The organism is Pseudarthrobacter cellobiosi (assembly GCF_023913815.1).
GTDB classification, from domain to species: domain Bacteria; phylum Actinomycetota; class Actinomycetes; order Actinomycetales; family Micrococcaceae; genus Arthrobacter; species Arthrobacter cellobiosi.
Map to the genome: position 1 here is coordinate 66,053 of NZ_JAMXBK010000025.1, position 20,277 is coordinate 86,329.

The 20,277-nt window shown below is 65.6% G+C and carries 16 protein-coding genes; 10 read left to right on the top strand and 6 right to left on the bottom strand.

Going from position 1 to position 20,277, the window contains the following annotated elements:
* Nucleotides 1-14: 14 nt before the first annotated feature.
* Entirely contained in the window at nt 15-1,235 is a 1,221-nt protein-coding gene (locus tag NG701_RS12235; RefSeq protein ID WP_252567807.1) for a sarcosine oxidase subunit beta family protein, read from the bottom strand.
* The gene (gene glyA, locus NG701_RS12240; protein ID WP_308292600.1) at nt 1,232-2,587 is read right to left on the bottom strand and encodes a serine hydroxymethyltransferase; all 1,356 of its coding nucleotides are present in this window, start codon (nt 2,585-2,587) and stop codon (nt 1,232-1,234) included. The genes NG701_RS12235 and glyA overlap by 4 nt, the downstream gene beginning before the upstream one ends.
* A 175-nt stretch (nt 2,588-2,762) precedes the next feature.
* On the opposite strand from glyA, the gene NG701_RS12245 reads away from it, so the two are divergent.
* Nucleotides 2,763-3,416 (top strand): GntR family transcriptional regulator, encoded by a 654-nt coding sequence (locus NG701_RS12245; RefSeq protein WP_252567809.1) that lies wholly within the window; start codon nt 2,763-2,765, stop codon nt 3,414-3,416.
* A gap of 163 nt (nt 3,417-3,579) precedes the next feature.
* Here NG701_RS12245 and hxlA read toward each other — a convergent pair whose 3' ends face one another.
* On the bottom strand, nt 3,580-4,203 hold the full coding sequence (gene hxlA, locus NG701_RS12250; protein ID WP_252567811.1) for a 3-hexulose-6-phosphate synthase: 624 nt from the start codon (nt 4,201-4,203) through the stop codon (nt 3,580-3,582).
* A 62-nt stretch (nt 4,204-4,265) separates the two neighbouring features.
* A complete protein-coding gene (gene hxlB, locus NG701_RS12255; protein ID WP_252567813.1) occupies nt 4,266-4,868 on the bottom strand; it encodes a 6-phospho-3-hexuloisomerase in 603 nt (200 codons plus the stop codon).
* A 135-nt stretch (nt 4,869-5,003) separates the two neighbouring features.
* Here hxlB and NG701_RS12260 point away from each other — a divergent pair, with 135 nt between their 5' ends.
* Together NG701_RS12260 and NG701_RS12265 are read left to right on the top strand one after the other, a co-directional pair.
* On the top strand, nt 5,004-6,278 hold the full coding sequence (locus NG701_RS12260) for a helix-turn-helix transcriptional regulator (RefSeq protein WP_252567815.1): 1,275 nt from the start codon (nt 5,004-5,006) through the stop codon (nt 6,276-6,278).
* A gap of 136 nt (nt 6,279-6,414) precedes the next feature.
* Nucleotides 6,415-7,224, top strand: coding sequence for an IclR family transcriptional regulator (locus NG701_RS12265; protein ID WP_252567817.1), 810 nt, complete (start codon nt 6,415-6,417; stop codon nt 7,222-7,224).
* 58 nt (nt 7,225-7,282) lie between these two features.
* Here the strand turns inward: NG701_RS12265 and NG701_RS12270 are convergent, their stop codons facing one another.
* Both NG701_RS12270 and NG701_RS12275 read right to left on the bottom strand, forming a co-directional pair.
* Nucleotides 7,283-8,419 carry an aromatic ring-hydroxylating oxygenase subunit alpha gene (locus NG701_RS12270; protein WP_252567819.1) on the bottom strand — a complete coding sequence of 379 codons (1,137 nt, stop codon included), beginning with the start codon at nt 8,417-8,419 and terminating at the stop codon, nt 7,283-7,285.
* A 51-nt stretch (nt 8,420-8,470) separates the two neighbouring features.
* Nucleotides 8,471-9,721 (bottom strand): NAD(P)/FAD-dependent oxidoreductase, encoded by a 1,251-nt coding sequence (locus NG701_RS12275; RefSeq protein ID WP_252567821.1) that lies wholly within the window; start codon nt 9,719-9,721, stop codon nt 8,471-8,473.
* A gap of 234 nt (nt 9,722-9,955) precedes the next feature.
* Between NG701_RS12275 and NG701_RS12280 the strand changes: the two genes are divergently transcribed.
* The 7 genes from NG701_RS12280 to NG701_RS12310 all read left to right on the top strand — a co-directional run bounded on the left by NG701_RS12280 (nt 9,956) and on the right by NG701_RS12310 (nt 20,250).
* Complete coding sequence (locus NG701_RS12280; RefSeq protein ID WP_160675681.1) at nt 9,956-10,306, top strand: bifunctional 3-phenylpropionate/cinnamic acid dioxygenase ferredoxin subunit; 351 nt, start codon at nt 9,956-9,958, stop codon at nt 10,304-10,306.
* 110 nt (nt 10,307-10,416) lie between these two features.
* Complete coding sequence (purU, locus tag NG701_RS12285; RefSeq protein WP_252568342.1) at nt 10,417-11,316, top strand: formyltetrahydrofolate deformylase; 900 nt, start codon at nt 10,417-10,419, stop codon at nt 11,314-11,316.
* 66 nt (nt 11,317-11,382) lie between these two features.
* Nucleotides 11,383-13,878: a GcvT family protein gene (locus tag NG701_RS12290; protein WP_252567823.1), complete on the top strand. Its 2,496-nt coding sequence runs from the start codon at nt 11,383-11,385 to the stop codon at nt 13,876-13,878.
* Between the two features lie 60 nt (nt 13,879-13,938).
* Entirely contained in the window at nt 13,939-15,636 is a 1,698-nt protein-coding gene (gene betA / locus NG701_RS12295) for a choline dehydrogenase (RefSeq protein WP_252567825.1), read from the top strand.
* A 38-nt stretch (nt 15,637-15,674) separates the two neighbouring features.
* Nucleotides 15,675-17,186 (top strand): aldehyde dehydrogenase family protein, encoded by a 1,512-nt coding sequence (locus NG701_RS12300; protein WP_252568344.1) that lies wholly within the window; start codon nt 15,675-15,677, stop codon nt 17,184-17,186.
* Nucleotides 17,183-18,217, top strand: coding sequence for a quaternary amine ABC transporter ATP-binding protein (locus NG701_RS12305; protein WP_252567827.1), 1,035 nt, complete (start codon nt 17,183-17,185; stop codon nt 18,215-18,217). The genes NG701_RS12300 and NG701_RS12305 overlap by 4 nt, the downstream gene beginning before the upstream one ends.
* Entirely contained in the window at nt 18,217-20,250 is a 2,034-nt protein-coding gene (locus NG701_RS12310; RefSeq protein WP_252567829.1) for an ABC transporter permease, read from the top strand. Before NG701_RS12305 ends, NG701_RS12310 begins: the two co-directional genes overlap by 1 nt.
* Nucleotides 20,251-20,277: the final 27 nt, after the last annotated feature.

The following is a 20,277-nucleotide window of genomic DNA, read 5'->3' on the forward strand; positions in this document are numbered from 1 at the left end:
AAGGTCGCTGGCGGCTAGTGGGCGACGGCGGCTGCGCCGTGTTCGTCGATCAGCGCGCCGGTTTCGAAGCGTTCCAGCGCAAACGGCTGGTTCAGCTTGTGCGGGGTCCCGGTGGCGATGTTGTGGGCGAAGGTCAGGCCCGCGGCCGGCGTGCCCTTGAAGCCGCCGGTTCCCCAGCCGCAGTTCACAAACATGTTCTCCACCGGGGTGTTACCCACGATGGGCGAGGCGTCCAGGGTGGTGTCCACGATGCCGCCCCAGGTCCGGAGCACGTGGGCCCGGGCAAAGATGGGGAAAAGCTCGACGGCGGCCGCCATCTGATGCTCAATCACATGGAAAGACCCGCGCTGGCCGTAGCCGTTGTAGGAGTCCACGCCCGCGCCCATCACCAGCTCGCCCTTGTGGGCCTGCGAAACATAGACATGCACATGGTTGGACATCACCACCGTGGGGTGGACCGGTTCATGCAGCTCGGAAACCAATGCCTGGAGCGGGTGGGACTGGATGGGAAGCCGGAAGCCAGCCATTTCCGCCAGGACCGAGCTGTGCCCAGCGGCGCACAGGCCCACCTTTTCGGTGTTAATGGTGCCGCGGTTGGTCTTGACCCCGGTGACACGGTTGCCGTCCTTGATGAAGCCGGTGACTTCACAGTTCTGGATGATATCCACGCCCAGCTCGTCGCACTTGCGGGCGAAGGCCCAGGCCACGTGGTCGTGCTTGGCAATGCCGGCCCGCGGCTGGTACGTGGCACCCATGACGGGGTAGCGGATGTTGTCGCTGATGTTCAGGATGGGGCAGAGTTCCTTGACCTGCTGCGGGTCCAGCCATTCCGCGTCCACACCGTTGAGCTTGTTCGCTCCCACGCGCCGCATGCTCTCGCGGACGTCACCGAGGGTATGGGCGAGGTTCATCACACCGCGCTGGCTGAACAGGAAGTCGTACTCGAGCTCCTCCGGCAGGATCTCCCAGAGCTTGAGGGCGTGCTCGTAGATGGCCGCACTCTCGTCCCAGAGATAGTTGGAACGGATGATAGTGGTGTTCCGGGCCATGTTGCCGCCAGCGAGCCAGCCCTTTTCCAGGACGGCGATGTTGGTCATCCCGTGGTTCTTGGCCAGGAAGTATGCGGTAGCCAGCCCGTGCCCGCCGCCGCCAACAATGATGGCGTCGTAGCTCTTCTTAGGGTCCGGGTTCCGCCAGAGGAAATCCGGGTGCTCCGGGAGCTGCTGCTTGCTCACTGGGCTGCTCCAATCATGTCAGATTCGAAAGCGGCAACTTCTGTGCCGTCATTGAGGTGAGAGTAAAGGGGGAATTGCTCAGCCAATGCGGTCACGCGGGCACGGAGTTCGACGACGGTGCTGTCGCTCAGGGACGTTGTCCCGGTGGTGCCGGTGCCGGCAGCGGCGATCAACGCCGTCGCGATGATGTCCGCAACCTCCGTGAACTCCACGGCGCCGAAGCCGCGGGTGGCGAGGGCCGGCGTGCCGATCCGGAGGCCGGAGGAAACCATCGGCGGGCGCGGGTCGAACGGTACAGCGTTGCGGTTCACCGTAATACCGATCCGGTGCAGGGCGTCTTCGGCCTGCTGGCCGTCCAGTTCGGAGTGGCGGAGGTCCACGAGGACCAGGTGCACGTCGGTGCCGCCGTTGACCACGGAGATCCCTGCCGCGGCAACGTCCGCCTGCAGGAGCCTTTCGGCCAGCAGCTTGGAGCCCTGCAGGACGCGTTCCTGGCGTTCCTTGAATTCGGGGGTGCCAGCGAGTTTGAAAGCCACGGCCTTGGCCGCGATCACGTGCTCCAGCGGGCCGCCCTGCTGGCCGGGGAAGACAGCAGAGTTGATCTTCTTGGCGTACTGCTCCTTGGCCAGGATGACTCCGCCGCGCGGGCCGCCGAGGGTCTTGTGGGTAGTGGTGGTGACGACGTCGGCGTATGGCACCGGGTTCGGGTGCAGCCCGGCGGCGACGAGGCCGGCGAAGTGGGCCATGTCCACCATCAGGTAGGCGCCCACAAGGTCCGCGATCCGGCGGAACTCGGCGAAGTCGAGCTGGCGGGAGTACGCAGACCAGCCGGCCACGATCAGCTTGGGCCGGTGCTCCAGGGCCAAGGCCTCGACCTCGGCCATGTCCACCCGAAGGTCGTTTTCACGCACGTGGTACGGGATGACGTTGTACAGCTTCCCGGAGAAATTGATCTTCATGCCGTGGGTCAGGTGGCCGCCGTGCGCCAGGCTCAGGCCCATGATGGTATCGCCCGGGTTCAGCAGGGCGAACATGGCGGCGGCGTTGGCCTGCGCGCCGGAGTGCGGCTGAACGTTCGCAAATTCTGCACCGAACAAGGCCTTGACCCGGTCGATGGCCAACTGCTCGATGACATCCACGTGCTCGCAGCCACCGTAGTAGCGCTTGCCCGGATAGCCCTCGGCGTACTTGTTCGTCAGCACAGAGCCCTGCGCCTCCATGACTGACGCCGGGGCGAAATTCTCCGACGCAATCATTTCCAGGGTGGACTGCTGCCGGCCCAGCTCATTGGCGATGGCCTGCTGGACCTCGGGATCGACTGCGGAAAGTCGCTCGTTCAACTGCTCAACCACGGATGCTCCTTTGAAATACCACTGTTGTTATGACTGATATATCAGTGTGAGGTCAATGGTATGGTTGAGGTCACACGAGAGTCAATAGCTGGAAGCAAAGTGGCACGAAGCTTCCGTTTGAAGTCGGAGACTCAGTAGCGAAGAACGGAGCGGCGCCTTGAATGCACTTCCTGTAATGCCTCTCGCCGAGGCTGAAGCGCCGTCCCAGGCGGAGGCCGCCTACCGGCAGCTGCGCGACAAACTGATCATGCTGGAGATCCGGCCCGGTGAACCCATTAATGACGGGCAGCTGGCGGCAGAGCTAGGTTTCGGCCGCACGCCCGTGCGCGAGGCGATCAAGCGGCTTGAGGTGGACCATTTGGTGGTTTCCTATCCTCGCCGGGGGACCTTTGCCACCAATGTGGACTTCACGGAGCTCGCCGATGTCTCGGAGATCCGGGAGCTGCTGGAGCCGCTGGCTGCGCGCCGGGCCGCCAAGAGGGCAAGCGAGTCCATGCGCCGTGAACTACTGCAGGTGGCCGATGCCATCGCGGACCTGGATCCCAGCGCGGGGGAGTCCCGCGACCTTATGCGCTACGACCTGACCGTGCACCGGCTGATCTACAAGGCGGCCGCCAACCCGCACCTGGAAGACACTCTGATCCGCTACGACAACCTGGCCACGCGCATCTGGTGCCTGGTCCTGGACAAGGTTCCCTCGGTCAGCGGCCACATCACCGAGCACGTGGAGTTGCTCAAGGCGGTGGCCGCGGGGGACGCCGACAAGGCCGGCGAGCTGGCCCTGCACCACGTCACCAGCTTTGAGGAAACCATCCGCAAGGTTCTCTAAGCCGAACCCCCGAACGCTCTCTCACTTTCTACATCTAAAACCGAAACGCTCTCTCACGCGCGTGAGAGAGCGTTTCGTAAATTGCTGCAGGAAGTGAGAGAGCGTCCGGAAAGGTCGGCGGTTGAGCTTGTCGAAACCCGGCAGGCTCAACCACCGCAACCAATCAGATGATTGCGGCCCGCAGCTCCTTGGCCGCGAGGGCGGGATCGTCGGCGCTGTAGATGGAGCCGCCGACGACGGCCACATCCGCGCCGGCGCGCTGCACGGCTTCAATGGTGGAGATGTTCACTCCGCCAGCAACAGAGAACGGCACCCGCGCTTCCTCCCCGGCGCTGAGCAGCACGTTCAGGTTGTAGCCCGGTTTGGCCTGCTCGTCCAGGCCGGCATGGAACTCGACGAACTTGGCTCCCAGGGCGCGTGCCTCCTTGGCGCGGGTCACTTTGTCCGCCACGCCGATCAGGTCCACCACGATGCCCTTGTTGTGGGCCTTCGCGGCCTTGACCGCGCCGGCGATGGTGGAGTCGTCGGCGCCGCCGAGGACGGACACCAGGTCCGCGCCGGCGCTGAAGGCGATCTCGGCTTCCAGTTCGCCGGCGTCCATGGTCTTCAGGTCTGCAAACACGATCTTGTCCGGGTGGGCCGCCTTGACGGCGGTCACTGCGGACAGGCCGGCGTTTTTCACCAGCGGCGTTCCGAGTTCGATGATGTCAACGTATTCGGCGACTTTGCCCGCCAGTTCGAGGGCGGCTTCGACGGTCAGGACATCCATGGCTACTTGCAGTTTCACGTGTGCTCTTCTTTCGGGTTGGGGTGGTTTCGGTGGTGATGGGATGGTGGTCGATTCGCCGCTTATTCGAGATTCGCGTGGCGCTGCCAGAGGTCCTCCGCCGACGCCGCATCCTCGTCCCAGAGGCTTTGGAACACCGCTTCGGTGGTGGTGAACAGCACCTGCTCGAAGAGGCTGCCCGAATACTGCCGTGACACCGCCGAGCCGTGGTCCGTCTTGTGGGCCGCCGGGATAAGTACGACGGCGGCAGCTACGGCCGCGAGCGGGGAACCGGAGCTGGTGGTGTAGGCGGCCACACGGGCGCCTTGGGCAGCGGCGGTTTCCGCAGCCTTGACGACACCCGCGGTGGTGCCGGAGCCGGAGGCTGCGAGCAGCAGGTCACCTGCGCGGATGGCGGGCGCCGTGGTCTCGCCGACGACGTGGACCGTCAGCCCGAGGTGCATGAGCCGCATCGCCGCCATCTTAAGGACGAGGCCGCTGCGGCCGGCGCCGGTCACGAAGATCCTGTCGGCCAGCCTGAGCTCGGTCACGAGGGCTGCGACCTGTGCCGGGTCAACGCGCTGGAACACCGCGTTGATCTCGTCCTGGACCAAAACGCGGTTGCAGTCAAAGGCTCGGGACGTACCGGTCAGGGCTGCTGGATCGGTGTCTGCGATGACGCTCATAGGCGTGTACCTCCTTGACGAATGTTGTGACTCATTCATCCTGACCCGTCCGTTGGGCCGGTCCAACGCCATGATTGGACGGTCTTGCCTGCCCAAACGGGTAGTAAGAGCGGGCAACCCCCGTAAACTGGGCAGGTGGAAACGCCCAGTACAGGCTTGCTCGAAGCCATCGCCGCCCTGACGACCTCCCCGCTGGCCACCATCGCGCAGCGGCTGCGGGAGGCCACCCTGCCTTACGTGGGCAGCACCGCGCTGGTCATCTTCACCGAGGACTGTACGGGAAGGCCCCAGAAGAAGGCGGGCGACGAGTCCATCATCAGCAGGGTGTCCATCGCTGAACTGGACCACCTCCGGGCGTCAATGGCGGATGACAACCGCGACGGCGCCTGGCGCGGAGAAGCAACGCTCGGCGGCGAGCCACGCCCGGTCTTGGCCCTGTCCTCACCCAGCAACGCGCTGCTGGTCATCGCCGATCCGCAGCTCCTGCCGGACGCCGCTGACAGTGAGGAGGCAGAGCGCATACTCCGCTATCTCTGGACGCTGGCCGCTGGACGGATCCGGGAAAAGGTGGCTGATGCGCCGCCGTCGTACCTCATTGAATCCCGCGCGGCCTCGGCCGAACGCGTGAGGGTGACCGCCGAACTGGTGGACCGCCACTCCACCACCCTCGAAACCTTGCTCGCCGCGCTGAGGTCGCCGGCGCTGAGCGATGACGCGGCGCGGAAGTCCGCCACCGACGTCGCCGCCAAGGCACTCGTAGGGCTCCGCACGCTCAGCGACCGCACCACCGAACTCGTGGAGGAGCCTGTTGCCACCGCTTTCCAGCGCCTCCGCGAGGACCTGAAACCGCTCATGAACTTCAGCGGGATCGACGTCCAGTTCATCGAACCGCCGGTCAACGGCCGCGCACTGCCCGGCGAAGTGGCCCACGCGGCCCGGGCAATTGTCCGCGGCTTGGTCCTGGCCATGGTGGACCAGGCGGGAGTCCGCCGGATCCGCACGCAGTGGGATTGCGACGGCGAGAACCTCCTGGTCAACGTCCGCGACGACGGTGCCGGCGAACTGTCCGCGACGGCACCCGCCATGGCCCGGCTCGCCCAGCGCGTCGAAGCCCTGGACGGCAGCATGTCGGTGGATGTGATGCCCGGCTGGGGTGCCGACGTCGCTGTTTCCCTCCCGCTCGACCCGCCTACCCGGCCGCTGGCCGACGTCTCCGACTGGAAGCTGGGGGAGCGCGAACTGGAGGTCCTCCAACTGCTGGCCGCCGGCCAGCGCAACCGGGCCATCGCAGCGCACCTGCACATCAGCGAGAACACCGTGAAGTTCCACCTCCGCAACATCTACCGGAAGGTTGGCGCCTCGTCCCGCACCGAAGCGATCGCGATGGCCCACAGCAACGGCCTGCGCTGACGTCCGGCCGCGTAACGAAATACCGGCTCCGGCGCGTCTGGCGGCATAGGATCGAAAGCGTGGAACTAACCGAGAGGACGCTACAGGCGGCCTCGCGGCGGGTAAGCAAGCCGCACACTACTTGAGAGTATGGATCATGGCTTCAGACAATGACCGCGAACCCGACGTCAATGCGGAAACCGGCCAGCACGGCGGCGTCCAGTCAGTGGACCGGGCCCTGGCGGTCCTGGAGATCCTGGCGCGGGACGGCCATGCCGGCGTGAGCGACATCGCCGAGGAGATGGGGATCCACAAGTCCACCGTCTCCCGGCTGCTTGGTTCGCTGGTGAGCAGGGAAATGGTCCACCAGAACAGCGAGCGCGGAAAGTACCAGCTGGGCTTTGGCATCCTGAGGCTGGCAAGCTCCATCCCCGGGCGGCTCAGCCTGGTCCGCGAGGCCCGGCCCGTGCTGGAGAGCCTGGCGGAGGAATTCAAGGAGACGGTGAACCTCGCCGTCCTGCGCTCCAACTACGCCGTCAACGTGGACCAGGCCATGGGCCCGTCAACGCTGGCCACCTATGACTGGGTGGGCAGCCTGACGCCGCTCCACGCGACCTCGAGCGGGAAAGTCCTGCTGGCGGCCTTGTCCGCGGACGACCGGGACCGCGTCCTGAAGGAGACCGGGCTGTCGGCCCGGACCCCGCGGACCATCACCAACCGGCACAAGCTCGAAACCCAGCTGCTCGACGTCGCCCGCGACGGCTACGGGGTGGTGCGGGAGGAGTTTGAGATAGGGCTCAACTCGATGGCCGTGCCCGTGTACAACCATTTGGGTGCGGTCATCGGTGCGGTCAGCATCTCCGGCCCGGCCTTCCGCTTTGATCCGGAAACGGCGCCGGGACTCCTCGAGGCGCTGAAACAGGCCGGACTGCAGATCAGCGCCAAGATGGGCTACTCCCGGCGGTAAAACTGACGGAGCCCGTCGAAACCAGGGTTTCGGCGGGCTCCATCAGCGGAGACAGGGCCTAATGGCCGGGCGTGACGTCCCCCACCTTCTGCTGTACCCAGTCGTGGAACGCGCCGATGTGGTGCTCGCTCGGGACCAGCACGCCACCCTTGGCATAGACCTTTGAGCCCATGGCTGGCTGGCAGCGCTCGCAGGCGTCGAAATCCTGCTCGTTGACTCGGTGGAAAAGTTCCACCGAGGCGCTAACATCCTTGCCGCTTTCCACAACGCTGGGAAGGTACAGCCAGTCGCATTCAACGATGGTGTGGTCAGCGGCCATGGGAAACATGCGGTGGATGATCACGTGGTCCGGAACCAGGTTTACGAAGACCGTCGGCTTGATGGTTACCGCGTAGTAGCGGCGGTCCTGGTCCTCGCCTACGCCCGGAATCCGGTCCAGACCTTCGGAGCCGTCGATGGTGAAGCCCTTGATGTCCTCGCCAAATTCGGCGCCGTGGCCCACGAAGTACTGGGCGGCCAGGCCGTCAGCAAATTCAGGCAGCACCTCCGTGAGTTCGGGGTGGATGGTGGCGCAGTGGTAGCACTCCATGAAGTTCTCGATGATGAGCTTCCAGTTGGCCTTGACGTCGTACTTAATGCGGCGGCCCAGGCTCAGATTGGCGATGTCATAGTCCTCCACCGCCCGCAGGTCCCCGAGCCGTTCCTCGATGGCGCCCATGACATCCGCTTCGAACGACGGCGGCTCGTCGGCAAGGCAGACCCACACATACCCGAGGTACTCGCGGATGTGGACCTTCACGAGCCCGTACTCGTCCCGGTCGATGTCCGGCATCTTGGTCAGGTTGGGAGCCGCAATGAGCTTGCCTTCAAAGTCGTAGGTCCAGGCGTGGTAGGGGCACTGGAAGGAGCGCGCAGCTTCGCCTTGCTCCTCCATGCACAGCTTGACGCCGCGGTGCCGGCACACGTTGTAGAAGGCGCGGATGCCGCCCTTGCGGGTGCGGCTGATCAGCACGCTCTCCCGCCCGATCTGGACTGTCCGCCAGGCGCCGGGCTTGTCCAGGTCGGCCGAGCGGATGGCGCAGAACCACATCTGCTCGAAGATCCGCTCCTGCTCGGCGCGGAAGATCTCTTCGCTGACGTAGGCCTGGCCCGGGAGTGTGGGGATCAGGCTGGGCGTGAAGACTTCGGTGGTCATTCTTACTCCTCTGCGGTGACTGACGTCGGGGTTTGGAAGGTGTATCGGGGATTAGGCGAAACTGGCGGATGCTGCCAGCGCAGGCTGGGCAGCGGTGGTCTGGGCTGGAGGGGCATGGGTAGCGGCGGCTCGTGCGGCGTTCAGTTGCCGCCGCCACTTGGTGAAGAGGCGGGGCTGGTTGGCGCCAAGGACGGCTACAGGCTGGCCGCCGCGGTAATAGACGGCCAAGAAACTGTGAGCCGCGGGATCTCCGGCCTCAATGTCCACCCTGTCGGCGTCGCGGGCGTGACCGGCGAACTGGATCCTGACGTTGTACTGGTCGGACCAGAAATACGGCAGGTTCAGCGGCTGACGGGCGGCCCCGGGGTCCAGGAGCGCCGTAACGGCGAGCGCCGGGCGCTCCACGGCGCCGCTCCAGTGCTCCACGCGGCGGTACTTTCCGGACTCTTCGTCCAGCCATGCAGCACAGTCGCCGACGGCGACCACGCCCGGCACGTTGGTCCGGCCCATCGGATCGCACAGGACGCCGTCGCCGAGCTCGATGCCGGAGCCGGCAAGCCAGGCCGTGTTGGGCACGGCCCCGATGGCGACCAGCACGACGTCGGCTGGCACGTAGCGGCCGTCCGCGAGGCGCAGTCCAGTGACAACTCCCTCGCCGCTGTAATAGGACTCGATGGCCGCGTCACAAATCAGCTCCACCCCGTTAATTCCATGTAACGCGGCCAGGGTTCCCGCCATCTCCGCACCCAGAGGGCGGCCGAGCGGAACGGCGCCCGAGCAGACGACGGTGACTTCAACCCCGAGGGCGCAGGCGGTGGAGGCCACCTCGGCGCCGATGAAACCGGCGCCGACGATGACGAGCCTGGTCCCCGGCACCAGTTCGGGAGCCAGGTCCTGCGCGTCGTCCACGGTCCGCAGGGTAAAGACGTTCGCCAGCCCGGCGAGTTCAGGCAGCGTCCGCGCGGATGACCCCGTGGCGATGACCACGCCGTCGGCCTTTATTTCCGTGCCGTCGTTGAGTGTTAACGTCCGGGTCTCGGCATCCAGGCTGCGGGCCGCTGATCCCAGCAGCCACTCGGCCTGGAGCGGATCTCCGCCTTCACGTTCTTCTGGCGTCTCCAGGAGAAGGTGTTCCGGACTGATTTTTCCCGCCAGGAAATCCTTGGACAGGGGCGGCCTGTCGTAGGGCCGCTGCGGTTCGTCACCGATCAGGATGAGCCTTCCGGCGAAGCCTTGGGCACGTGCGGCACGTGCGGCCGAGATTCCCGCCAAGGACGCCCCCACTATTGCCAGTGTCTGCATGGCCGCCTTCCCGTTGCACGAATGCAACAAATTGCGTATGACGCAACAACGTTCTGTATGCGAGACAGCGTGACGCAGACCATAAGGGGGTGTCAAGGGTTCGTTTTGTTAAGCGGGACCCCCTTGACAAGGCAGTGTGGCATGGATCACTCTGTTGCGTATTGTGATCGGCGTTGATGATGGCACAACCCGCTGGCCGGGCTGACCCCGTCAACTGGGAAAGAGGTTTATCAGATGCACATCGCCTGCCCACTCACCGCATTGGCCCCCGGAGACGCAGTCCGTCTCGACACGTCCCCACCAATCGCTGTCTTCCACACAGAGGACGGCGAGCTCTTCGCCCTGGACGACACCTGCACCCATCAGGACGCGTCGCTCGCAGACGGGTGGGTGGAAGGCTGCGAGGTGGAATGCCCCCTTCACGCATCCAAATTCAATCTCCGCACGGGCGAAGTGGACGCCCCGCCGGCCAAGCTGCCGGTGCGAGTCCACAAGGTCTCCGTGGTGGACGGCCAGATCATGGTCGAGGAATCCAGCGAGGCACCCAATCTTCCACCGGGCCTGACCGTCAACGGCCACGTCTAGGCACCATCAGGCAGTACTCCATTTCAAGCTAAGAGGTGAAGTTCTTGACCCTACAACTGAGCTACGAGCTGCAGGAACGGACCCGTTCCGCGGCCCCCGTCGGGCAGAAACTGGCGGGATCCGGGCAGCAGGCGACGCCGTTCGTCCTCACCGTTGCCTGTCCCGAGCGCCGTGGGATCGTCCACGCCGTGTCCAGCTTCCTCGCGATGCGCGGCCTCGACATCGCCGAGCACCAGCAGTTCGACGACCACGTCAGCAATACCCTCTTCCTGCGCACCGCCTTCACCGGCACGCTGGCAGGAACTGCTGGCAATCGTGCCGGCAGCGCCGCCAGCACGGCCGATTCCCTGGCGGCCGACTTCGCGGAGATCGCCGGCGAGTTCGGTATGGCCTACAGCTTCCACGACGACAGGCCGCAGCGCATCCTGGTGATGGTCTCCAAGTTCGGCCACTGCCTCAATGACCTCATTTTCCGCTGGCGCGCCGGGAGCCTGGGGGCGGACATCGCCGCCGTCGTCTCCAACCATGAGGACCTGCGCCCGATGGCGGAAACAGCAGGGCTTCCCTTCGTCCACGTACCCGTAACGGCGTCCACCAAACCGCAGGCGGAGTCCCGGCTCCTGGAACTCGTGGACGAATACGACGCGGACCTTGTGGTGCTGGCCCGCTACATGCAGGTGCTCTCCGACGGCCTCTGCCGGGAACTCCACGGCCGGGCCATCAACATCCACCATTCTTTCCTGCCCGGATTCAAAGGGGCCAAGCCCTACCACCAGGCCTATGAACGCGGCGTGAAGGTGGTCGGGGCCACTGCCCACTACGTCACCGGCGACCTCGACGAAGGTCCCATCATCGAGCAGGAAGTCTTCCGGGTGGACCACGGCGTGGACCCGGATTCCCTGGTAACGGCAGGCCGTGACGCCGAAGCGATCGCCCTCTCCCGCGCGGTGAAGTGGCATTGCCAACACCGCGTCCTCCTCAACGGCTCCCGGACCGTCGTTTTCCGCTAGAGCCACACCGCCGGCCCCCAAGGGCCGCTTCCATGCACGCAGTAAGTCACGAACAGGAGCTTCCGTATGAGCGCTACACCCCGCGTCGTCATCATCGGCGCCGGCATTGTCGGTGCGAATCTGGCAGACGAGTTGGCCACCCGAGGCTGGACCAGCATCACCGTACTGGATCAGGGACCGCTCAACCTCGCCGGCGGCTCCACGTCGCACGCGCCCGGCCTGGTGTTCCAGACCAACCCGTCCAAGACAATGACGCAGTTCGCCGCCTACACCGTGGACAAGCTGCTCTCCCTGAGCGACGAGGGTGTCTCCTGCTTCAACCAGGTGGGCGGCCTGGAGATCGCCACCACCCCCGAACGGCTTGAGGACCTCAAGCGGAAGCTCGGCTACGCAACCTCATGGGGCATCGAGGGCAGGATCATCGACCCCGACGAGTGCAGCAAGCACTATCCGCTGCTGAATCCCGACATGGCCCTCGGCGGCCTGTACGTCCCGTCCGACGGCCTCGCGTCCGCAGCCCGCGCCGTTCAGTTGCTCATCCGCAAGGCCACGGCTGCCGGCGTCACGTTCATCGGATCAACCCCGGTGACCGGGATCGAGCAGGCCGGCGGAAAGGTCACCGGTGTCCAGACTCCCGACGGCGTGGTCCCGGCGGACATCGTGGTCTCCTGCGCCGGCTTCTGGGGCCCCAAGATCGGCGCGATGGCTGGCATGGCCGTGCCGCTGCTGCCGCTGGCCCACCAGTATGTCAAGACCACGACGGTGCCGGAACTCGTGGGCGCCAACCCCCTGGACCCCTCTAACGGCGCCCGCATGCCCATTCTCCGGCACCAGGACAAGGACCTCTATTTCCGTGAGCACGGAGACAGGATCGGAATCGGCTCCTATGCCCACCGCCCCATGCCCGTGGACCTGGACCGGCTGCCGGAGGTGGCACCAGGGCAGATGTCCGAGCACCGCATGCCTTCCCGGCTCGAATTCACCGAGGAGGATTTCCTCCCCTGCTGGGAGGACAGCCGGCAACTGCTGCCCGCCCTCCGCGGCGCGGAGATCGCCGACGGCTTCAACGGAATCTTCTCCTTCACCCCGGACGGCGGACCACTCATCGGCCAGGCGCCGGAGCTTGACGGGTTCTACGTCGCGGAGGCGGTCTGGGTGACGCATTCGGCGGGCGTCGCACGTGCGCTAGCCGAACTGCTGATCGAGGGCCAGTCCCGCATCCCGCTTCACGAGTGCGAAGTCTCGCGATTCGAGGCCGCGCAGACCGCCGAGAGCTACGTCAGTGAGACCTCACAGCAGAACTTCGTTGAGATCTACGACATCCTGCACCCGCTGCAGCCGCGCGAATCACCCCGGGACCTGCGCGTCAGCCCGTTCAACTGCCGGCAGAAGGAACTGGGAGCGTTCTTCCTCGAGGCCGGCGGCTGGGAGCGCCCGCACTGGTTCGAGGCCAATCGCCCGCTCCTGGACGAGCTGCCGGCTGACTGGAAGGCGCCCGAACGCGGCCCCTGGGCCGCAATGTTCAGCTCCCCCATTTCCGCCGCCGAGGCATGGAAGACGCGCACCGCCGTCGCGCTTTACGACATGACGGCACTCAAGCGGCTGGAAGTTTCGGGTCCCGGCGCCCTGGCCTTGCTGCAGCGGCTCAGCGCCGGGCAGGTCGACAAGAAGCCAGGCGCCGTTACCTACTGCCTTCTGTTGAACGACGACGGCGGCATCCGTAGCGATATCACGATCGCACGGCTCACGGAGACCACGTTCCAAGTAGGCGCCAACGGCAACATCGACTTCGACTACTTCACCCGGGAGGCCCGCAGGCAGACGGCTGATAACGTCAGCCAGTGGGTGCAGGTCCGCGACATTACGGGCTCCACGTGCTGTATCGGCCTCTGGGGTCCGCAGGCGCGGGAAGTTATTGCTAAGGTCAGCACCGATGATTTCACCAATGACGGTCTTCGTTACTTCCGTACCAAGCAGGTGCGGATCGGCGGCATCCCCGTGACGGCCATGCGGCTGTCCTATGTGGGCGAGCTGGGCTGGGAGCTTTACACCACCGCCGAACACGGTCTGAAGCTGTGGGACCTCCTCTTCGAGGCCGGCCAGGAACAGGGCATCATCGCCGCCGGCCGCGGCGCCTTCAACAGCCTCCGCCTGGAAAAGGGATACCGGCTCTGGGGGACGGACATGACGCCCGAACACGAGCCGTACCAGGCAGGCCTGGGCTTTTCGATCGCCAAGAACAAGGACTCCTTCGTGGGCGCCGAAGCCCTCGCCGAACGCCGCGCGCAACCGGCTGCCATGCAGCTGCGCTGCCTGACGGTCGACGACGGCACTTCGGTGGTGCTGGGCAAGGAACCCGTGTATTTCAAGGGCGAAGCCGCCGGTTACGTGACCAGCGCGGCCTACGGCTACACGGTGAAGCGGCCGATTGCCTACGCCTGGCTCCCGGCCAGCGCCTCCGAAGGCGATGGCGTGGAAATCGAATACTTCGGCACCCGGATCGCCGCAACCGTCACGGCGGAGCCGCTGGTGGACCCGGGCATGGAACGCCTGCGCGGCTGAACCGGACCATCCAGGCCCTTCAACACTCCTCCCAGACCACGCCCCAAGGAGATTTACCTGATGACGAACGAGAGCTACGACTACGTGATTGTCGGCGGCGGAAGCGCCGGATCCGTCCTGGCGGACAGGCTGAGCGCGGACGGGACGCACACCGTGCTGGTCCTTGAAGCCGGACGCAGCGACTACCCGTGGGACCTTTTCATCCAGATGCCGGCGGCCCTGACCTTCCCTAGTGGCAACAGGTTCTACGACTGGCAATACGAATCCGACCCCGAACCCCGCATGCACGGCCGCAGGATCGCCCACGCCCGCGGCAAGGTGCTGGGCGGCTCCAGCTCCATCAACGGCATGATATTCCAGCGCGGCAACCCCCTGGACTACGAACGCTGGGGAGCTGACGCCGGCATGGAAACCTGGGATTTCGCGCATTGCCTGCCCTACTTCAAGCGCATGGAAACCGCGCTCGCCGCAGCTCCGGACGATGAACTGCGCGGCCATGACGGACCCCTGGTCCTGGAGCGCGGGCCCGCCCGCAATCCCCTGTTCCAGGCCTTCTTCCGCGCCTCCGAGGAAGCGGGCCACAAGCGCACCGATGACGTCAACGGGTACCGGCAGGAGGGCTTCGGCCCGTTCGACCGAAACGTCCACAAGGGCCAGCGGCTCTCGGCGTCACGTGCCTATCTGCGCCCCAATAAGGGCCGGAAAAACCTGACGGTCCGCACTTGGGCGCTTGCGGCCAAGGTCAATTTCGACGGCACAACGGCCACAGGGGTCACCTACCGCCGGAACGGCCGGCTGCACACGGTCAACGCCAAGGAAGTGGTGCTGTGCGGCGGCGCGATCAATACGCCCCAGTTGCTGCAGCTCTCCGGCGTGGGGGATTCCGCGCTCCTGTTGTCGCTGGGCATCAAGCCCGTGGTGGACCTGCCGGGAGTCGGCGAAAACCTGCAGGACCACCTGGAAGTGTACGTCCAGCACTCCTGCACACAGCCCGTGTCCATGCAGCCGAACCTCAGCCTCTGGCGCTACCCGCTGATCGGACTCCAGTGGCTGCTCGGCCGCAAGGGCCCCGCAGCCACCAACCACTTCGAAGGAGGCGGGTTCGTCCGCTCCAACGAAGACGTCGCCTACCCCAACCTGATGTTCCACTTCCTGCCGGTGGCTGTGCGCTACGACGGCCAGAAAGCCGACGCCAAGCACGGGTATCAGGTCCACGTGGGCCCCATGTACTCCGACGCCAGAGGCAGCCTGAAGATCACGTCCACGGACCCCGCCGCGCACCCGTCCATGCAGTTCAACTACCTGTCCACGGACCAGGATCGGCGCGAATGGGTGGAGGCCATCCGGGTCACCCGCGACATCCTCTCCCAGCCGGCCCTCGCGCCCTACAGTGGCGGCGAACTCTCGCCCGGCCCCTCCGTCCAGACGGACGAGGAGATCCTCGACTGGGTGGCCCGGGATGCCGAAACGGCGCTCCACCCCTCCTGCACCGCCAAGATAGGCCCGGCCTCCGACCCCCTGGCGGTGGTGGATCCGCTCACCATGAAGGTCCACGGCACCTCGGGGCTCCGCGTGGCGGATGCCTCCGCTATGCCCTACGTGACGAACGGCAACATCTACGCCCCGGTAATGATGCTCGCCGAAAAGGCCGCGGACCTCATCCTGGGCCGTACGCCGCTGGCACCCGAGCACGCGGACTTCTACCGGCACGAATCCGCAGTGGCTCCCGAAGCCGCACCAAGCCTGGGTCGCTCATGAGCGGCGTTCAGCTTGCCGGGATCGACAGCCGGACCGTGATGGACCAGGATGCGGCGCCGGTACGCGGCCTCTTCGTGGACGGCCGGTGGAGCGAATCCGGCGCCGGGAAAACGCGGGTCATCACATGCCCGGCGGACGGTGAAAAAGTCGCCGAGGTCGCCGAATCCACGGCCGCCGATGCCGAGGCCGCGGTTGCCAGCGCCCGCAGGGCTTTCGACGGCGGCGCGTGGCCCGGCACCAGCGAGAAGGAACGCGGACAGGTCCTGCTCCGCACCGCCGAACTGCTGGAACGCGACAAGGCGCTCTACGCCCGGGCCGAAGCCCTCGACACAGGCAAACGCTACGTCGAAGCGGAATACGACATCGACGATATCGCCGCCTGCTTCAGGTACTACGGTGGCATCGCCGGAACGGACGCCGGCCGCGTGATCGATACCGGGATACCAGACACCATCAGCCGCGTGGTCCACGCCCCTGTGGGTGTGTGCGGGCTCATCACGCCATGGAACTACCCCCTCCTGCAGGCGTCCTGGAAGGTGGCCCCGGCCTTGTTGGCCGGCAATACCTTCGTCCTGAAACCCAGTGAGCTGACTCCCTCCACCTCCATCCTGCTGATGGATACGCTCCTTGAGGCCGGGCTGCCGGCCGGGGTCGCCAACCTCGTCACCGGCACCGGTCCCGACGTCGGCGCAGTCCTGAGCGAAAGCCCGGACGTTGACCTGGTCTCGTTCACCGGTGGCCTGGCCACCGGGATCAACATCATGAAGTCCGCGGCCAACACGGTGAAGCGGGTTGCCTTGGAACTGGGCGGGAAGAATCCGAACATCGTCTTCGCCGATGCCGACCGCGAGTCCGCCCTGGACAACGCCCTCACCGCGGTGTTCCTGCATTCGGGTCAGGTGTGCTCGGCCGGAACCAGACTCATCATCGAAGAATCGATCCACGACGAATTCGTGGCGGAACTGGTGCGACGTGCGCAGGCCATCCGGCTTGGCGGCCCCTTCGACGAGCTCGCGGAGACCGGCCCGCTGATCTCGGCTGCACACCGTGACAAGGTCCACGCCTACGTCCAGGCCGGCATCGACGAAGGAGCCACGCTTCTGTGCGGCGGCTATATCCCCGATACCGGTGCGATGGCACTCGGCAGCTACTACCCTCCCACCATCCTGGACGGTTGCCACACCTCCATGAACGCAGTCCAGGATGAGTCGTTCGGGCCAGTCCTGACCGTGGAGACCTTCAGCACGGAGGAAGAATCCATCAAGCTGGCCAACGACACCGCCTACGGACTGGCCGGCGCCGTCTGGACAAGCGACGGATCGCGGGCGCAGCGCGTGGCCGGTGCCCTCCGCCACGGCACCGTGTGGATCAACGACTACCACCCCTACGTTCCCCAGGCAGAGTGGGGCGGATTCGGCAAGTCCGGAAACGGCCGCGAACTGGGGCTCCAAGGTCTGGCAGAGTACCGCGAAACCAAGCACATCTGGCAGAACATCAATCCCAAGCCCAGCCACTGGTTCGAGCCTCCACAGGCAGGAGTACAGCAATGAACAGCCCCGACATCTCAGTGCGCAACCTCTGGAAGGTCTTCGGACCCGGGGGCGATAAGATCCCCAACAATCCGGAGCTCTCGGCTCTCAACTCCGCGGAGCTGCTGGAACGCACCGGCTGCGTGGCAGCCGTCCGCGACCTGTGCTTCGACGTGGCCAAGGGCGAGGTCTTTGTGGTCATGGGACTTTCCGGATCCGGCAAATCCACCCTGATCCGCTGTCTGACCCGGTTGATCGAACCCACATCGGGGCAGGTCCTGGTGGACGGGAAGGACGTCCTGCAGGCAGGCGTCGCCGAGCTGCGCGAACTGCGCCGGCGGAAGATGTCCATGGTGTTCCAGCACTTCGGCCTCCTTCCCCACCGCACCGTGCTGGACAACGTCTCCTACGGGCTGCAGATCCGCGGGGCGGCCAAGAAAGAACGCTACGCCAGGGCGCGGGAAATCATCGAACTGGTTGGCCTGAAAGGCTACGAACAGCACTACCCCGACCAGCTTTCAGGGGGAATGCAGCAGCGCGTCGGCCTGGGCCGGGCCCTGGCCGGCGATCCTGACACCATCCTCTTCGACGAACCGTTCTCCGCGCTGGATCCGCTGATCCGCCGGGACATGCAGGCGGAAGTCATCCGGCTGCACAAGGAGATGGGCAAGACCATGGTGTTCGTGACCCATGACCTGTCCGAGGCGCTCAAGCTCGGGGACCGCATCCTGATCATGCGCAACGGCGAGATGGTCCAGTGCGGTACTGGGGACGACCTGGTGGGGTCCCCGGCGGACAAGTATATTGAGGATTTTGTGTCCGAGGTCCCACGCGCGGATGTCCTGACCCTGAAATGGATCACCCGGCCCGTGGCGGCCGGAACGCCGGGAGACGCGCCGGTCCTCAGTTCCCGGATGATCATCCGGGATGCCATAGCGGCGGTCATGCACTCCTCCTGCCCCGTCCTGGTGGAAGATGGCGGCAGGATTACGGGGCAGATCGACCGCGACAGCATCCTGTCGGTGCTGCAGCCCGCGGAAGCAGCGGCCTAATGTCTACCCTCGTCCGAGATCGGGCAACGGTGCAACCCACGCCCGTCCCCGTCCGTGAACCGCGCCGCAGGCCGAGCCGCCGCACCATCCTGCTGGGAGGCGCCGCCGTTGTCTGGATCCTGGGATTCCTTGTCCTGCGCGGAACCTCCACCCTGACCTTGCCCGCCTCAGAGCTGACGGACCTGCACCGGTCCCTGAACCAGTTCAACGCATGGGTAGCAGCGAACCGCGCAGACAACCCCGTCTTCCTGTACGTCTTCACGCCCTTGCGTGCCACCGTCGACGCCGTGGCCAACCTGTTCATCACCACCTTTGCCGCGAGTTCCACGGGCCTGCGCCTGCCGGAGATCGGCTGGCTCGGAACCGTAGGCCTGCTGGGTTGGATCGCCTTCGCGATCGGCAACGCGCGGGTCGCGCTGCTGACTGTCGCCGTTTTTACGTTCTTCGGCCTCCAGGGCCTGTTCCTCGAAGCCACGTACACGTTCGCCCTGGTCCTCACGGCAGTGCTGCTGACCCTTCTGGTCGGGATCCCGCTCGGCGTTCTGGCCGGCGTCTACGGCCGGGTTGCCAAGGTGATCACGCCCGTGCTGGACTTTATGCAGACCCTGCCGACATTCGTGTACCTGGCCCCGCTCGCCCTGGTCTTCCTCATCGGCCCGGCGTCGGCCGTCATAGCCACCGTGATCTACGCTGCACCGCCCGTGATCCGGCTGACAGCACACGGCATCCGCGCCATCCCGGAGAACACCCGTGAAGCCTCCGATTCGCTGGGCACAACGGGCCTGCAGCGGCTGGTCACCCTGCAGCTTCCCATGGCCCGGCGGACCATCGTCATGGGAATCAACCAGAGCACCATGGCGGCTCTGTCCATGGTCACCATCGCGGCGCTGATCGCGGCGCCCGGGCTTGGCCAGGTGGTGGTACGGGCGCTGCAATCGCTCGACGTCGGCACAGCTGTCAACGCCGGGCTCTCCATCGTCCTGCTTGCGATCGTGCTGGACCGGGTCACCACCGCCGCCAGCCGCCGCGCAGACCCGGCGACGGCCCGGAACCGCAGGGTTTCCCGCAGGACCAGGTACATCCTCCTCGGCTTCACCCTTGTGCTGGCAATGGCCATGGTGCAGTTCTCCCGGACCATGCTGTGGGCAGCAGCGTTCCCCAAGGATCTCAACATCGGTCCGGTCATCGTCCAAGCGGTGGCCTCAGCCAGCCAGTGGATGCAGAGCAACCTGTCGTTGTTCACGGTGTCCTTCCGGGAAGCCGTCACCACCGGAATCCTCAACCCGTTCCAGTCCTTGCTGACGGACACACCCTTCTACCTCCTCGTCGCCGTCATCGCCATTGCGGCCTACGCGCTGGGCGGATGGAAGCTCGCTGCCCTGACCACGGCGTGCCTGGGCGTGATCATCTACCTCGGCCTCTGGAGCGACTCCATGGTCACCCTTGCCGGAACCCTGGTGGCCACCGCAGTTGTCATGGTCCTGGGCGTCATCTTCGGGGTGGCCATGGGCCGGTCCGAGCGGGTGGACCAGATCATGCGGCCCCTACTTGATGCGGGCCAGACGATGCCCGCCTTTGTGTATCTTGTGCCGTTCCTTGGCCTCTTCGGAGCCACGCGCTTCACCGCGATCATCGCAGGCATCATCTATGCCGCCCCGGTGGCCATCAAGATCACGGCCGACGGCATCGCAGCGATTTCCCCCACCGTGGTCGAAGCCGCAGTTGCCAGCGGTTCAACGCCCTGGCAAGTCATTACCAAAGTCCAGCTTCCGATGGCCAGGCAGACGCTGGCCCTCGCTGCCAATCAGGGGCTGATCTACGTCCTGGCCATGGTGGTGGTTGGTGCACTTGTGGGCGCAGGCGGCCTCGGGTACGACGTCGTCGCCGGCTTTGTCCAAAGCGCGCTCTTCGGCAAGGGCCTCGCCGCGGGCCTTGCAATTGTCTTCCTCGGCATCCTGCTGGACAGGATGACCCAGGCTGCCGCAGCCACCCCGGTGCGGAAAATCCCCTCACCCAAATCCCCATCAACCTAACCGCATGTAACCGTCCTGTGGCTGGCG

Coding starts and splice junctions, on each gene's coding strand:
- NG701_RS12245 (WP_252567809.1), top strand. CDS start 2,763: ATGCCTCTCGCCGAGGCTGAAGCGCCGTCCCAGGCGGAGGCCGCCTAC.
- hxlB (WP_252567813.1), bottom strand. CDS start 4,868: ATGAGCGTCATCGCAGACACCGATCCAGCAGCCCTGACCGGTACGTCC.
- NG701_RS12265 (WP_252567817.1), top strand. CDS start 6,415: ATGGCTTCAGACAATGACCGCGAACCCGACGTCAATGCGGAAACCGGC.
- NG701_RS12270 (WP_252567819.1), bottom strand. CDS start 8,419: ATGACCACCGAAGTCTTCACGCCCAGCCTGATCCCCACACTCCCGGGC.
- NG701_RS12275 (WP_252567821.1), bottom strand. CDS start 9,721: ATGCAGACACTGGCAATAGTGGGGGCGTCCTTGGCGGGAATCTCGGCC.
- NG701_RS12280 (WP_160675681.1), top strand. CDS start 9,956: ATGCACATCGCCTGCCCACTCACCGCATTGGCCCCCGGAGACGCAGTC.
- NG701_RS12290 (WP_252567823.1), top strand. CDS start 11,383: ATGAGCGCTACACCCCGCGTCGTCATCATCGGCGCCGGCATTGTCGGT.
- betA (WP_252567825.1), top strand. CDS start 13,939: ATGACGAACGAGAGCTACGACTACGTGATTGTCGGCGGCGGAAGCGCC.
- NG701_RS12300 (WP_252568344.1), top strand. CDS start 15,675: ATGGACCAGGATGCGGCGCCGGTACGCGGCCTCTTCGTGGACGGCCGG.
- NG701_RS12305 (WP_252567827.1), top strand. CDS start 17,183: ATGAACAGCCCCGACATCTCAGTGCGCAACCTCTGGAAGGTCTTCGGA.
- NG701_RS12310 (WP_252567829.1), top strand. CDS start 18,217: ATGTCTACCCTCGTCCGAGATCGGGCAACGGTGCAACCCACGCCCGTC.